The organism is Chitinophaga horti, assembly GCF_022867795.2.
Lineage (GTDB): Bacteria > Bacteroidota > Bacteroidia > Chitinophagales > Chitinophagaceae > Chitinophaga > Chitinophaga horti.
Window position 1 is genome coordinate 4,145,387 of sequence record NZ_CP107006.1, and the last position, 14,449, is coordinate 4,159,835.

Here is a 14,449-nt window from a genome sequence, read left to right on the forward strand (position 1 = left end):
ACATTATGAAGGGGGAAATGCGCATCGCTATTCTGCCCGCAGACTCTTCACTGGATTCATTAATGCTGCCTTTACGCTCTGGAAACTAACGGTCAGTAAGGTAATGAGCAGCACACCTATGCCCGCTACTGCGAAAATCCACCACGACATGTCCGAGCGGTACTGGTAACCCTGCAACCAGTTGTGCATAAAGAAATAGGCCAGTGGCATGGACAGTAATATTCCCATGAACACCAGTACCAGGAAGTCCTTCGACAACATGGCCCAGAGATTCACCACGGATGCGCCCATTACTTTACGAACGCCTATTTCTTTGGTACGCCTTTCTGCCATGAAAGAGGCCATTCCGAATAAGCCGAGACAACAGATGAATACCGCTAATATCGCGAAGGCACCAGCCAGTGTACCGATACGCTGCTCGCTTTCGAACTTCCTCCCATATTCCTGGTCTACGAACTGGTAATCGAACAACCGCTCCGGAAAAAACTTCCCAAACACCTCCCCTATCTTCTTAACCGACTCCTTACTGCTAAGTCCCGGATGAAGGCGCAGATTAACCAGCGAAACGTCATTGGGGTCCATCCTGTACATGGAAGGCCTTACCGGCGCGTAGGGCGATTCTGCAATAACATCGCTGATCACGCCGACGATCGTGAAAGGCATATCATTCCAGCGAATGGTTTCACCAACCGCATGCTCTAATCCCATGTACTTTACGGCTGCTTCGTTTACGATAAGCGCCGCTGAATCGGATGCGAAGTCTTTCGAAAAATCCCGGCCCTGTGCAAACTTCCAGCCCATCACCCTCCCATAATTCGCGCGGACCGTGGTCGTGGGGAAGTCTACCGCCAGCGACGGATCTTTACCACGCCAGTGAATATTACCATTAGTACTCCATACCTGAGTAGCCGGCGCACTCGCCTGCGTTACACCCGTTACGGCCCCGGTGGCCAGCAACTCCGCCTCCAGTGCATCAAACCGGCCCTGCATATGGCGGCTGTCCATTTCTATCGACAATAATCCGTCAGGATTGTAGCCTACCGGCCGCTGACGGGCGTAATCAATTTGCCTGAAAACGACGATCGTACCAATGATCAGTATTAAAGAAATCGTGAACTGCAACACCAGCATTGCCTGCCGCGGCACGGCGGCGTACCGGCCTGCACGGAAGGTGCCTTTCAATACCTTTACCGGCTGAAAAGAAGACAGGTAAAACGCAGGATAACTGCCTGCCACCAGCGCCGTGAAAAAACTGATCGACAGTCCTGCCAGCCATAACATCGGGCTTAACCAGGGGATATGCATCTGTTTTGCCGTGATGGAATTAAACAATGGTAATGCCAGCTGTACTAACAGTAATGACAACACGAAGGCCAGCATTACTACCAATAATGACTCACTGAAAAACTGCTTTACCAGCTGTGCCCGAACCGATCCTATTGCCTTACGAATACCGACTTCGCGGGCGCGCTTTTCCGACCGCGCGGTACTTAGGTTCATAAAGTTGATGCAGGCCAGCATTAATACGAATAAGCCTATCAACCCAAATAACCAAACGTATTTAAGTCCACCATCGGCCACTACGCCGTTTTCGAAGGCCGTTTGCAAACGCCACATCTTCATGGGATGCAGAAACAGTCGTGGCTTCAGCCGGCGTTCTTCAGGCCGCAGATGATCATTACGCACCATCTTTATCTTTTCAGACACACTGCTCATATCCGCATGGTCGGCAATTTGCACATACAATAAAAACGCATTGTTCCCCCAGGGATTCACCATGCTGCGCACCCAGCCCATCTGGTCGATATATGCATCGAACGGCGCAAGGAATTGCAGATTGGCAAACGCAGAATTACGCGGAATATCGCGATACACGCCCTGCACCGTATACATTTCCCGCTCCGAGAACCGGATGACTTTCCCTACCGGATCGGCATCGCCAAAGTAGGACCTGGCACCTGTTTCGGACAGCAAGATGGATGACACGTCCTTTAAAGCATCGCGAGAACCACGCAGCATTTGGAGGTCCATTAGTAAGGGGCCGTCAGGCTCCACGTACTTGCCTAATTTTTTGAGCCGCTTGTCGCCATAGGTTAATTCTTTATAGAAATCCCAGGAGGCCATCACCACATGTTTAAAATCATCGGGATAGTTCCTCCGGAGCGTTTCGCCGGTGGGGTGCGGCATGGTTTGCCAGGTATCGATCTTACCGCCAAAGTCCTGATTTTGGAACACCTGGGCAATACGGTCGTAATGCTGGTTATGGCGGTCATAAGTCACTTCGTCCCATATCCACAAACCGATCAGCAGGGCTACGGCCATCCCGGTAGCCAGACCGCCAATATTGATAGCAGCATAACCTTTGCTTTTAACGATGTTGCGCCAGGCAATTTTGAGATAGTTCCTAATCATAGGGGGTGAGTTATGAACAGAGGTCGGATCAAAAGTGTGCCAACAATAAAACGACTGAGGTACAGGAGGTTAGCGTACTAACCATGTCCGGTTTCGGTACAGGCGGCGTCCGGATTTAATAAGCGCCGGTAGATGGCTCGCCCGGCTCGCTGCGGAACAACACCGGCCGGTAATGCTCCACCACCGGGAAGGGATCATAATAGTGATGTAACAATGATTTCCATTGCTGGTACTCCACCGACTGCCGGAAGCCGATGGTATGATCTTCCAGGCTTTCCCAGTTCACTAATAAAATATACTGGTGATCATTTTCCAGGCAATGTTGGAGTTGCAGGTTAACAAATCCTTTCATGGTGGAAATGATATGGCGGGCTTCGGCGAAAGCGGCCTCAAATTCGGTGGTTTGTCCCGGCTTCACATGCAGGATGGCTACTTCAAGTATCATATCAGGAAGATAGCCATTATTCCGCAGCATGCGAACAAAAAGGCCGGCGATGTCGCCGGCCTTACAGGTTATTTATTCAGGGTGAATTTCGCTCCGCCCATCAGCCATAAGCCTGGCATTTGTGCGCCGAGCAAATCCTGGTAGGACTTATCGAAAATGTTGTCCGCCTGTGCGAATACAGCTACCCGGTTTTTCACCACGTAGTATTCTGCTTTAGCATTTATTAAGAAGTACGATTTATCAACAAATGCTTTAATGGCCGTGGCCGACTGTGCATTACGTTCTTTGTACAAACCGTTGATCGCGAGGTTCCAGCGCGGTGCAGCATATTGAACCGTGAAGTTCGTCAGCAGACGTGCGTTTGAAGCGATGTAAAAAGAAGCAGTACCATTCGGTGTTTGGGTATCCATCCACACTACACCTGCATTCAAAACTATTTTATGCTGATTCGCCAATGGTTGTATGTATTGTACATCTGTTTCGAAACCGGTGGTATTTACTTCTGCGATATTTTTCGCGAGTGCGTAAGAAGCTGTGGAAGAAAGATTGTCTTTACGCGGCATGTTCGCATAAGGCGTATTGGTCCAGTCGATCACATCCTCCTGTTCGCGGCGGAACACCGTGCTGGAAATGCGGATGCGGTCGTGGATGAAGAAGTCGGCGCCCGCCTCGTAGCTAAAGGAATGTTCAGCAGCCAGGTTTGGATTACCGACGCGCTGCCCGTTCGTTACGAGTGCTTTTTCATAGTTGTTATACCGTTCGGTGAAGTCCGCATCGCGAATGGTTTTGCCCGCGCTTGCACGCAGCTGTACCCATTCGGCACGATAAGAAACGTTCAGCTGCGGCACCAGTTCGTAGCCGCTTTGCTCGTTCCAATCCAGGCGCAGGGCCGGATTAATCAGGAAGCGATCGCCGATGCGCTGGTTCAATCCTACGAAAGCAGCGGCCTGTTGCAGGTTATGATCACCGCGGTCGTTGGAGGAAATGCTTTTATCCTGGAACTGGAGTCCGCCGGTTAAAGCCGTTTTTTCCGTAAACGCGTGCTCGTACACTGCCAGGGACTGAAACAGTTTGCTGTCACTGCTGTTAGCTGCGCCCAAACCATTAAAGCGATACGTATCGGTCACTGATTTGTATCCCGCCAGGAAGGAGAATTTATTTTTGCCATGCTCATAACGTACCTGCAACTGGTTCCACCAGGAGTTTACATTTTCGCGTGCAGTGTCTGATGCCGCGGTGGTGTAAAAGCCCTGTGCACCGAAGTTGCGTGTATCGTAACTGCTACGTAAGGCCAGCTGCCAACGGTCGTTCAGGCGGTGGCTGGCCGCGAGGGAAAACGTATTGAGATGCAGGAAGCCTTTTGTACCACGTTGCTGCTGACCATCGGTATTGTTAGACAGCACGCCGGCGGTGAAGGCGGTTTTACCGGTGTTGTAGTAAGCGCTGCCGCCCAGGTTCCACAGTCCGTAAGCGCCGCCTGTTGCACTTGCATTGTACGACTGCTGTGCTTTTGCGCCTGCGGCAAATGCTTTGGTAATGATGTGGATCACCCCGCCCACTGCCTCAGAGCCGTAGATCGCGGAAGACGCGCCCTTTAGTACCTCGATGCGTTCGATTTCGCCGGGTGTAACCGGGATATAACTGTTGAAGTGGCCCGTGTTCGGATCATTCACACGCATGCCGTCGATAATCACCAGCACCTGCTGGAAAGTACCGCCCCGTACCATGATGTCGCTCTGCGCGCCCATAGGTCCGCGGGCCTGCACTTCCAGCCCGGGAACATATCGCAGCAGTTCATCGATGGAGTTGACGGGCAGTTTGGCGATGTCTTCGCCTTTTATGATAACGAGATTCCTGCCGGTGCGGGAGCTGGTGGTTGGTTGAATGGTGGCTGTTACTGTAACAGGGTCCAGCTGTTTCTGGTTTTCCTGGGCCAGTGCCATGGCTGGCACCGACAGTGCGGCTGCAACGAGCAGCCTGCTTTTCATATTAAACATTTCTAATTCAATAGATTGTTACGAAATATAGGTTTAAGCGGCTGCAAATGTAGCGCAATTGGAATTGATAACCTCAACCGGCCCCAGGCATACGAATTATGTGAAATATGTTTATCTTAGAAGTGTATTGGTGACCCGTGGCCCCTGTGATTACATATTCGTTATAAAACCCGTTAATCCTCGCTCCACAAAACCGGAGAAAGCCCATAAAGTACATGCATCTTTCCATCATCTAAAACAAATCCTCAAAATGAAAAAAGCAATTCTTTTGCCCTTGCTGGTGTTATGCTGCAGCTTCAGCATGGCCGTTAAAGCAGCTTCTATCGCTTTATACGGCGGCACACCGCCACCCAACACCACGGTTACGATCGATGCGTACAATAACGTAACGATCACCGGCCCCTGGAATGCGTACATTCAACGGATCGATTTTTACCGCAACAGCGCGCCTACGTACTACCCCGTGGCCATTCCGGGTTACACGCAGTACACATTTAATTCTGATAATGCGTACATGATCTCAGTGGGATGGAGTTATTCAGAATATCCGTACAATTTCTCAGCACATTATTACATCACTTATTAAAATCCATTTATGAAAAAAGCGATCTTATTTGTAATGTTCACGTTAGGCGTAATCACCGCCAATGCGGCCACCATTTCATTATACGGCGGCACCCCTCCGGGTGGCACGACTGTTAGCATTGACTCGTACAACAACATCACCGTAAACAGCAGCGGCTCGATTTACCGGATAGACTTCACACGCTATACAGCGCCCACTTTCTATTCCATCGTCGGACCGTTTACAGGCAATTATACGTTCAATTCGGACGGCGCATATATTATAACGATCGGCTGGCAATTGTCGAGCTATCCTTATAATGCATATGCGCAGTATTACATCACTTATTAGCTATAGCTGAGGATTAATCCACCTTCTTTCTCCGTTATTTTTTATGCAATAGAACGTTTTTACATTCAGTAGAACTTGTACCAACAGCAGATAAAATAGTATTCACTATCCCCCGTCTCCTCCGCTATCTTTGTATTGTATTTGTGACCCGCGAGCCGTGCAATAGCCCGTTAATCCATCACTCCACATAAACGGAGAAAGCCTATAAACATCATCCCTGAATCATTTAAAATCCAGATTATGAAAAAAGTGATCTTATTACCCTTACTGATTTTATGTTGCTGCATCAGCATGGCAGTGAGTGCCGCTACAATTGAGCCGCATATGGGCGTGCAACCCGAAGGCATGAGTGCCACTATCGATACCAACAATAATGTAACCATTACCGGCGCACCGGGTGTTATCACCAAACTTACCTGTTTCCGTAGTGTACCTACACCCCACTACTGGTATGACGGAGGATTCGGTGGAAACGGCGTCTACTTTAATTCGGGAAACGCTTACCTGGTAATTGTTGACATTGCATTGCCGGATTACAGCGCTATGCAAGTCCACTACTGGATTACGTATTAGAAAACTGAGTGTGGATTAACTGAAAGATGCTTTCTCCGTTTACAATTCCGTTCTGTTCAGCGACCGCGCATCTTCTACGCGTGTACCGCTGTGATAAAAGCCGTTAATCGACCGGCTGCGCCAGTATTTGGTAGAGTCGTAATAAGTTTTAGCGGGATCGATTTCTGAAAAGAGTAAGGCGGCTACATTCTTTTCGAGCCTGCCGGTAATTACACCATCCGGCCGTACCATGAAAGAGGCCCAGCAGCTTTCTTTGGCAGAACTGTTGGCACAACTGATCCACAGGTAATTATTGGCTGCGTAAGACACCATGGTGGCGGGCATCGTAATCTCGGGATAGGTATGCCCCGTATTCCATTTAAAGTTTTCCTCACCTACTTCGGCTTCCATCATCTTACGGCGATCGTGGTCCATATTAGCGGCATGATAAGAATGAAATATCACTTCCGCATTGCGCTGTTTGAGCTCGCGATATAATTCCGGGTAACGGTAGTCATGACAGATGAGCACCGCGCAGCAAATGCCCTTGATCTCGAACAAAGTGAAATGTGTACCTGGACTGTAGTGTGCCAGGTCGCCCGTTTCGCCGGACTCATCGCCGGCACAGAAAAGTTTGTCGTAACGGTCGGTAATAACGCCCTGGGGACTGATAATATAAAGGCTGTTATGCGGTTTATGTTCGCCGGTAAGCGGATGGCTGGAACCCAGCACTACCCAAAGGCCGAGTCTTCTCGCCGCATCCATCACGTCCAGCGTAGCGCTTTTCAGCGCAGCCCAGTCGAAGCCTGCGAAAGAGGGAAAATCGATGCCGGCGTAACCACTAAGGCTACCTTCGGGAAAATGAATCACGTCGCAGCCGTGCGTGGCGGCAATCTCCATCTGCCCAATAATATTTTCTTTATTACTGATAATGCTGCTGCTGACAGGAAACTGACTCGTGGCGATCTTAAGTGTCATATGCCGGGTATTAAACAACAATAACGCAAATATGCGAAAAAAAATCCGGCTAGATAAAAGTTCGTTGCCCCCGCTCCAGGTAAATCATGCGCTCCCGGGTAATCGGATCGGCTTCCAATATATGCTTTAAATGAGATTCAGATTCTTTGAAATGCGTCCAGCCGCGCTGGTGTACCGGAATGATTTTATTTGGCCTGATAACGCGCACTGCCCGCAACAGGTCAACACTATCCATCGTATACTTCCCCAAACCTGACAGGTACCTGAACTGCACGCTGCCCGCATGAAAAATGCCCACATCCACCTTAAACCGCTTCGCTACCTCGTCTATCCCTTTGAAATAAACCGTATCGCCTGAAATATAAATAACGCCGTCGGACTGTCCATCGTACTGTATCACAAAGCCTATTACCGGGCCGGAAATGATTTCCGGTATCCACCAGGGCCGGTGCTGCGCGGGTGTAGCAGTGATCCGCAGGTTGCTCACCTTTGGCGTGTTTACCGTATAGGTTTCCCAGTTGCTGAGCCCTATCACACCTGGTACCTCCCGGCTGGCCTTCCGGGTGGAAATAACGTTTGCTACGCGGCCGGTGAAAGCCTTACCCTGGGTATCGAAATTATCTTTATGCTGGTGATGACTTAGCAGTATCAAATCCACCTCCGGCAGTCCGCCCGCCGGCAGGGCCGGATCATCCGTTTTACGCGACAGCGCGCCGAAGCCGTGGTGATAAAGCTGCCCGCTTTTATCGAGCGTGGGATCAGTCAAAATCCGGAAACTGCCGATCTCCAGCAGGATGCAGGCGGTATCGATATGGGTGATGTGGATATGCATGCCCTAAAGTAAGGCTTCTGAGGGAGGCATGTTAGCATTGCCGTGAATGAGGCAACGCTTGCCGGGGATTATCCAAATAACAGAGCCTCCCAGGAATAGGAGGCCCGTCAATGTATTTTTTATGCAATAGAACGCTTGTTAGGGGCCAAACCTTTTGCTCGACTGCCGGCAAATCAGGGCGGGCTCCAGCACCAGCTTTTGTGGCTGGCCGTTGGGACTATGCCCCTTCCGCTGGATGTCGAAAAAAAGTTTGGCGGCCTCTTCCCCCATTACTACCGTTTGTTGATTCACGGTGCTGAGCGAGGGCGTGAGGTATTCGCCGAAGGCCTCGTTGGCAAAGCCAATCAAGGCAATCTCCTCCGGCATTTTTTTACCTGCGCTTTTAATGGCCTGCATGGCCCCAAGCGCAGTAAAGTCCTCCACGGCGAAAACACCATCCGGTACGTTGGTACCGGCCAGGAGGCGGTTCATACATTCGCGGCCTGATTCGATGCTCACTTTCCCGTACACAATCAAATCATCGTCCAACGCGATGTTGTGTACGTTCAGCGCATCGATGTAGCCTTTCAGGCGCTGATTAAAGATGTTCACATGTTGCTGTCCGCCGATATGGGCAATACGGCGGCAGCCTTGTTCAATAAGATGTCTAGTCGCATCAAACGCGCCCCGGTAGTCGTTGACTACTACGGATGAAACGCCCAGGCTATCGCTGGCACGATCGAACAATACCAGCGGAATGCCGCGTCGCTTCAACTCCGAGTAGTGATCAAGGTTGATGGTTTCTTTGGAAATAGATGCCAGTACACCATCCACCTGTGATTGTAAAAAGGTTTGTACTCCTTTCTTCTCGCTTTCATATAACTCGTTACTCTGGTAAATGAGCACGTTATAACCATTAATGTTCGCCACCTTTTCAATCCCATGAATCACTGAGCCAAAAAAGCTGATCTCCGCACTGGGAATGATCACCCCGATGATGTAAGACCTGCCCAACCGCAGCGATGAGGCGATACGGTTGGGCCGGTAATTCAGTTTTTCCGCCGTTTCCCGTACAATCTTTTTAGTCGCCTCTTTGATGGCGGGGTGATTGTGCAGGGCGCGCGAAACGGTTGCCGCGGTGATATTCAACGCTCTCGCTATATCTTCTATCGTCGTTTTGGATATACTTTGGCTCATCGGGGCAAAATTGATGAAAGGCGCTACTTGAGCTTATTTTCCAACACTTTGATAAAATAGCCGCCCACCACGCTGCGCGCCTGGAAGCCGACCTGTTTACCATTCGTTGTTTCGTGCCAGTCGCTCAAAGGCACGCGGCTGCTCGTTTCCAGTGCATACTTATACATTGGGTCCACCAGTGCATCAAATTCATTCTTTTTATCGGTGAGCACGGCGGTCCAAACAATCCAGTCAGATTTGGTATACGTTTTACGGCTGTCCAGCGGCAGACCGTATTGTTGTTGTTTGGTCAGGTAGTACTTAATTTCCTTCTCGTACACCGATTGTGGGAACAGGCCCATATGCAGCACCTTATCCCACACGAGGTTGTACTTCTGGCTCCAGGTGCCTTTTCCATCGAATGTGAGCGCATAGTGATCACCATCGTCGGCCATCGCCATCCATTTCGTAACCATTTCTTTTGTCATAGCGGTATACTTATCTGCCGTAGCCGTTTCGCCCAGCTGACGCGCCATTTGCGCATAACCGCCAAGTGCCACGATGGCTTTTACAGACAGATTCGCGTTACGCGCCAGGTGACCGGCAAAGTCGTCGGTACACAGCTGGTTCGCCGGATCTAAACCTTCTTTGGAAAGATATTCCGCCCAGGTAGTAAGCGTTTTCCAGTGCTGCTTCGCATAATCGGCTTTACCTTCTGCCTTTACGATAGCGGCGGTAAGGATGATCATATTGCCACACTCTTCCACCGGCATATCTTCACCATAAGTCTGGCCATTGGCGAGTGGATAAGTGCCAAGATCATGTGCAGCGAATGGTTTGGTCCATTTACCGCTTTCGCTGTAATAGAAGATACCGTTAAGCATTCCTTTCAGCAACTCCGGGTTGTATACGAGGTACAACGGCGCAGAAGGATAAGTTACATCCACCGTATTAATGGAACCATTGCTGAAGTTTTCTTTGGAGAAAAACAATGTTTCACCTTCCGGACTTTTCAGCAGTTTGTGCGCAGAAATGCTCTGGCGGTAAGACAGCTCACAGAGTTTAGCGTATTTCTCGCCGCCCGCCTGCAAGGCATCTTCCCGTAATTGTTTATTAAACGCCTCGCATTTGGCAATAACACTTTGATAATCCTTCGCCGCAGCTGCCAGTTCGTTTTCGATCGTCGTTGGCTGACCGAGCGTCCACCAGGCTTTCAGGTTTTTACCGAAGTACTGTACGCTGTAAATGTCATCGTAGCCTACCAGGAACGTTTGCTCTTTCGCCTCGTTGCTCACCTTTCCCAGGGAAGCTACGGTGCTGAGCATCAGCTGCCTGCCGGTTTGCGTAGCCTTCGCCGGCAACTGGAACGCCTGTGCAAAGTTTACGGGAGATGCCACCGTTTGTTTGATATTGGTCGCCGTGGGCACTGCTACATACATATACCCCCAGTCAATACGCAGATCGTCACCTTTTTTCTTCAGCACTTCCTGGGATACCGTGCCGGCTTTGAGGATAGACAAGCCTTTCGCAGTGTATAGATCGGCCTTTACCTGTTGTGCAGGCGTGTTCACGGCCACATCGGAAGACGCACCGAAATACACCTGCACGTCATGCGCCTCGCCGTCGTTGCTGTATGCTTTTACGTTCACGTACGACACCGGGCGGGAAAGTAAATGCAGGTCGGTCATCAGCAACGGACTGGTAAACGTCACCTGCAGGTTTGTTTTACCGGCAGCAAATTCATAGATAGTTTGCGTGGCATTAATGTCGACGCTCTTCTGTTCCGCCAGTTTGATCGTACCATCCGGAGCAACAATCTTTTCTTCCACGATGCCCGCATCGAGCCACTGTCCGCCGGCGGTGTTAGCCACATGCACGGCCAGTACGTTAGCACCCTTCTTTAATTGAGTAGTAATGGGAAAATACTGGTATTTGTTGTTCCATCCTTTGTGCGCATACACCTGTTCACCATTGAGATACACTTCCACGTTATCGTCATGGTTCAGTTTCAGGAACAATTTTCCTTTGGGCAGTTCAGATACATTAAAGCTTCTCCGCAGCCACAGGTCATTGCTTTTCCAGTAGGTTTTAGCCACCGAGCGGTTATCGCCGAACGGCGCGCCACCTTTCTTCCACTGCGCATCATTAAAGCCGGGCTTTTCCCAACCAGCTGCGGGTGTTGCTTCGGTGTACGCCGCCGTGTAGTTGCCATCATCAGCCGTCGGAGCGATCGCGTTCCAGGTTTTGTCTTCTTCCCCCAGGAAACGATACAGGCTGCCATCCACTTTTACGAAGCCTACCAATGATTGTGTAACGCCCGTCCAATGCCTGGTGGGCGATGCATTCAACTGATCGGTATTAGACCAGATACTGAAATAGGGATCGTGCGTGATAAGCGGGTAAGCCGGCGCCTTTCTCTCCTGTGCAGCTGCTGCGGCACAATGTATGAGCGCAACAGCTGCCATTACTACTTTCTTCATTCTACGTTTCTATGCTATGTTTAAAAAATCCTAGTACGTCACCTTTACCACCTGCGAAAACAGGCGATCTTCCACACCGGCGATCTTTATTCCTACCCTTGCGTACACGTAATTCTGCGTTACGTTATAGGTGGGAATGTTTACACTCAGCGCGATGTTATTCATATCGGTGATAGCACCGCCGGCGATCGTGGCAATGCCATCGTTATAATCGACCCCTTCGCCTACGAATTGCGTTTTATTCACGTACAGTGCTACGTTCTCCACGGCTTTGGCGGAAGTACCGGTAACGATCTGCTCCAGGCGGAACGTCGCGTTCACCTTACCGGCGGCGGCCGTAAACTGCGGCGTGCGCACCATGTAGTAAGGCATTACTTCGATATCCAGCTGCTGGCTTCCGGAAACAGTTATGTTGATGCTGTCGGGTTTACCGGAGGTAGCCTTTGGCACCCAGGGGCCTTGTGCAGCGGGTATTACAAGTTTGTACTCGCCGTTAAACAACAGCGTACTATAAGTGCCATCCTGCGCAAAAGTGTGCCCCATCGGGCCTACCTTACCAAATCCATATTGATACAATTCGAAGGAAACCTGGTTATGCTGCACGGCGATCGGTTCGCCCTGGTACACGACCCTGCCCGTCAGGGAAGAGCTGGGCGGATCGTAGTTATCTTTTTTACAGGAAAACAAGGAAGTACCGATAGCCAGTACGAGTATATAGGATGATCTGAATTTCATAACTGATAAGTTTTGCTTTTACTGGTTAGGTTGTCTTACAATCTTCGGGTTGTTGGCGCGGATATCGTCGCCGATGAAGGAGTAATAGTTACCCAGGCGGAACCTGCGCGCACCGGTTACACTGCTCAGCAACTTGCGCTGGAAGTACCATTTACCGTCGTTCGGGCTGCCAGGTTCGTATATTTTGTAAGGCCACAGTGCCCATGGCTGCGTGTTCCGGCGGGTAGCCGATCCCAGGTTGGTAGTCAGCTCGGCTTGTGAAAGCGGGTTACCATCCCATTTGATGTGTGCAATTCTCCAGCGTTTCATATCAAACAGCAGGTGGCCTTCAAACGCCAGTTCAACGCGACGCTCGTGCACAATACGATCGAACGTAACATCACCGCCAGTTAACGGCGTAACCAGACCGGCACGTACGCGCACCTGGTTCAGGTAGCCGGCAGCCACATCGGGCTGAGACAGTTCAAAAGCAGCTTCGGCGGCATTCAGCAGCACCTCTGCATAGCGGTAACGCATGTACGCCACTTCACTTTGTGTACCACGGGAGCCTGCGCCTGCAGTCGGATCGAGATATTTACGGATATAGAAGCCTGATTGCGCCACGTGTTCGAGACGATCGATCGGGCCATCCTGACCTACCACCTGTACGCCTGGTTTGCCGGGTAAGTCTTTGATTCCGCCGCGGGCATCGCTGGAAATGATGGTACCGTCGGCGAGCCTGTAACCAGCCCAGATGTCAACCGGCCGACCTTTAAACGCGCTGCCGGGGGTGATTACCGTACCGTGCAGACGGGCATCTCTGCCTTCGAAAAGCTGCTGCGGATTGGTGTACAAAATGGGAGTACCGTCTGCTGCATTTACCGGCAGTGGTGCAAAGGAATTATCCAGCCGCTCGAAAGCCTCTACAAAGTTGATAGATGGGTTGATGCGGCCACCCTCTTCTTCTTCTGACCCAAAGCGAGGCTGGTTAGCGATGGTAAACCCGTGAACGCGACCGCTTCTGAGTTTGTAATCCTCTACCCAAATGGCTTCCGGGTTGTTATTTTTATCCAGGAAAAGCGCTGCAAAGTTTTCAGCCAGGTTCGCATTCTTTTTATACAGGCTGTAAGGACCCACCTCTCCGTTAATGATCATCTCTGCGGCGGCCAGTGCTTTGGTATAATAGCCGTTCGCAAGGTTGGCCGGGATGCCCACTTCGCCGCCGGGTAAAGATACCTGTGGTGTGTTAACGCCGTATTTTGCGATAGAACCTGCGTACAGCGCGGCCCTGGCCACGACAGCAGTAGCCGCACCCTTTGTTACGCGACCAACGATAGCTGTGCCCGAAGCGGGACGTACAGGCAAATCTTCCCTGATGGCTTCCATTTCACTGATCACGAAATCATACATTTCAGACTCTTTCGCACGTGGATGTTGCAGATAGGTAGGATCGCCGCTGAAATCGTAGCGCATCGACTCCAGGATTAATGGAACACCGCCCATACGTTTAGTGAGTTCGAAATAAAAGTTAGCGCGCAGGAAACGGCCTTCTGCCAGCAGTCGTGCTTTATCGCCTGCAAGCAGTGTTTTGGACGCCTCGCAGCGCTCGAGGAACAGGTTCATCTCACGGATGTAACCATAATCCCAGTTGCCCCAGGTACCATATCCCCAGTCACTATCACGCACCATCCAGTCGGTACCGTTGTTAGAAGGATAGGCTTCACCAAAACCGGCAAAGTTTTCCCACGTTTCATCCAGCGGTGAAAAATCCAGTTGCCTGGTGTACAGGTTAGCAAGTACCGACAGTGCATCTGCCGATGTTCTAAATGCTTCTTCCGGTGTAATGATGGATGGCGGCTTCTGATCGAGAAAGTCCGCATCCTTGATACAACCGCTGGCACCCATGAGTGCGGCGATCGTTAATATGCTGATGATTTTTGTTTTCATAATCTGGAATCAAAGGGTTGA

The 14,449-nt window shown here is 50.6% G+C and carries 12 protein-coding genes; 3 read left to right on the plus strand and 9 right to left on the minus strand.

From position 1 onward, the window contains the following. Positions 1-27: 27 nt before the first annotated feature. The 3 genes from MKQ68_RS16740 to MKQ68_RS16750 form a co-directional block, all read right to left on the minus strand. Positions 28-2,412, minus strand: coding sequence for an ABC transporter permease (locus MKQ68_RS16740; protein ID WP_264280114.1), 2,385 nt, complete (start codon positions 2,410-2,412; stop codon positions 28-30). Between the two features lie 115 nt (positions 2,413-2,527). Next, positions 2,528-2,857 carry an antibiotic biosynthesis monooxygenase family protein gene (locus MKQ68_RS16745; RefSeq protein ID WP_244840748.1) on the minus strand — a complete coding sequence of 110 codons (330 nt, stop codon included), beginning with the start codon at positions 2,855-2,857 and terminating at the stop codon, positions 2,528-2,530. Positions 2,858-2,925: 68 nt separating this feature from the next. Further along, positions 2,926-4,845 (minus strand): TonB-dependent receptor plug domain-containing protein, encoded by a 1,920-nt coding sequence (locus MKQ68_RS16750; protein ID WP_264280115.1) that lies wholly within the window; start codon positions 4,843-4,845, stop codon positions 2,926-2,928. Between the two features lie 259 nt (positions 4,846-5,104). On the opposite strand from MKQ68_RS16750, the gene MKQ68_RS16755 reads away from it, so the two are divergent. The 3 genes from MKQ68_RS16755 to MKQ68_RS16765 all read left to right on the plus strand — a co-directional run bounded on the left by MKQ68_RS16755 (position 5,105) and on the right by MKQ68_RS16765 (position 6,343). After that, entirely contained in the window at positions 5,105-5,440 is a 336-nt protein-coding gene (locus MKQ68_RS16755) for a hypothetical protein (protein WP_264280116.1), read from the plus strand. 9 nt (positions 5,441-5,449) lie between these two features. Beyond that, positions 5,450-5,770, plus strand: a complete 321-nt coding sequence (locus MKQ68_RS16760) for a hypothetical protein (protein WP_264280117.1) — start codon at positions 5,450-5,452, stop codon at positions 5,768-5,770. A 240-nt stretch (positions 5,771-6,010) separates the two neighbouring features. After that, positions 6,011-6,343, plus strand: a complete 333-nt coding sequence (locus tag MKQ68_RS16765) for a hypothetical protein (protein ID WP_244840754.1) — start codon at positions 6,011-6,013, stop codon at positions 6,341-6,343. 39 nt (positions 6,344-6,382) lie between these two features. On the opposite strand, the gene MKQ68_RS16770 is transcribed toward MKQ68_RS16765, so the two are convergent. The 6 genes from MKQ68_RS16770 to MKQ68_RS16795 form a co-directional block, all read right to left on the minus strand. Further along, a complete protein-coding gene (locus MKQ68_RS16770) occupies positions 6,383-7,300 on the minus strand; it encodes a carbon-nitrogen hydrolase family protein (RefSeq protein ID WP_264280118.1) in 918 nt (305 codons plus the stop codon). 49 nt (positions 7,301-7,349) lie between these two features. Continuing rightward, entirely contained in the window at positions 7,350-8,132 is a 783-nt protein-coding gene (locus tag MKQ68_RS16775) for an MBL fold metallo-hydrolase (protein ID WP_264280119.1), read from the minus strand. A gap of 138 nt (positions 8,133-8,270) precedes the next feature. Next, entirely contained in the window at positions 8,271-9,308 is a 1,038-nt protein-coding gene (locus MKQ68_RS16780) for a LacI family DNA-binding transcriptional regulator (protein WP_264280120.1), read from the minus strand. A 23-nt stretch (positions 9,309-9,331) separates the two neighbouring features. Next, a complete protein-coding gene (locus MKQ68_RS16785) occupies positions 9,332-11,767 on the minus strand; it encodes a glutaminase domain-containing protein (protein ID WP_264280121.1) in 2,436 nt (811 codons plus the stop codon). A 30-nt stretch (positions 11,768-11,797) separates the two neighbouring features. Beyond that, entirely contained in the window at positions 11,798-12,502 is a 705-nt protein-coding gene (locus MKQ68_RS16790; RefSeq protein WP_264280122.1) for a DUF3823 domain-containing protein, read from the minus strand. An 18-nt stretch (positions 12,503-12,520) separates the two neighbouring features. After that, complete coding sequence (locus tag MKQ68_RS16795; protein ID WP_264280123.1) at positions 12,521-14,428, minus strand: RagB/SusD family nutrient uptake outer membrane protein; 1,908 nt, start codon at positions 14,426-14,428, stop codon at positions 12,521-12,523. Between the last annotated feature and the right edge of the window lie 21 nt (positions 14,429-14,449).

What these genes read in the sequence shown, in the direction of transcription:
- MKQ68_RS16780 (WP_264280120.1), bottom strand. Translation starts at nt 9,308, where the DNA reads ATGAGCCAAAGTATATCCAAAACGACGATAGAAGATATAGCGAGAGCG.
- MKQ68_RS16740 (WP_264280114.1), bottom strand. Translation starts at nt 2,412, where the DNA reads ATGATTAGGAACTATCTCAAAATTGCCTGGCGCAACATCGTTAAAAGC.
- MKQ68_RS16765 (WP_244840754.1), top strand. Translation starts at nt 6,011, where the DNA reads ATGAAAAAAGTGATCTTATTACCCTTACTGATTTTATGTTGCTGCATC.
- MKQ68_RS16785 (WP_264280121.1), bottom strand. Translation starts at nt 11,767, where the DNA reads ATGAAGAAAGTAGTAATGGCAGCTGTTGCGCTCATACATTGTGCCGCA.
- MKQ68_RS16790 (WP_264280122.1), bottom strand. Translation starts at nt 12,502, where the DNA reads ATGAAATTCAGATCATCCTATATACTCGTACTGGCTATCGGTACTTCC.
- MKQ68_RS16745 (WP_244840748.1), bottom strand. Translation starts at nt 2,857, where the DNA reads ATGATACTTGAAGTAGCCATCCTGCATGTGAAGCCGGGACAAACCACC.
- MKQ68_RS16750 (WP_264280115.1), bottom strand. Translation starts at nt 4,845, where the DNA reads ATGAAAAGCAGGCTGCTCGTTGCAGCCGCACTGTCGGTGCCAGCCATG.
- MKQ68_RS16760 (WP_264280117.1), top strand. Translation starts at nt 5,450, where the DNA reads ATGAAAAAAGCGATCTTATTTGTAATGTTCACGTTAGGCGTAATCACC.
- MKQ68_RS16795 (WP_264280123.1), bottom strand. Translation starts at nt 14,428, where the DNA reads ATGAAAACAAAAATCATCAGCATATTAACGATCGCCGCACTCATGGGT.
- MKQ68_RS16755 (WP_264280116.1), top strand. Translation starts at nt 5,105, where the DNA reads ATGAAAAAAGCAATTCTTTTGCCCTTGCTGGTGTTATGCTGCAGCTTC.
- MKQ68_RS16775 (WP_264280119.1), bottom strand. Translation starts at nt 8,132, where the DNA reads ATGCATATCCACATCACCCATATCGATACCGCCTGCATCCTGCTGGAG.
- MKQ68_RS16770 (WP_264280118.1), bottom strand. Translation starts at nt 7,300, where the DNA reads ATGACACTTAAGATCGCCACGAGTCAGTTTCCTGTCAGCAGCAGCATT.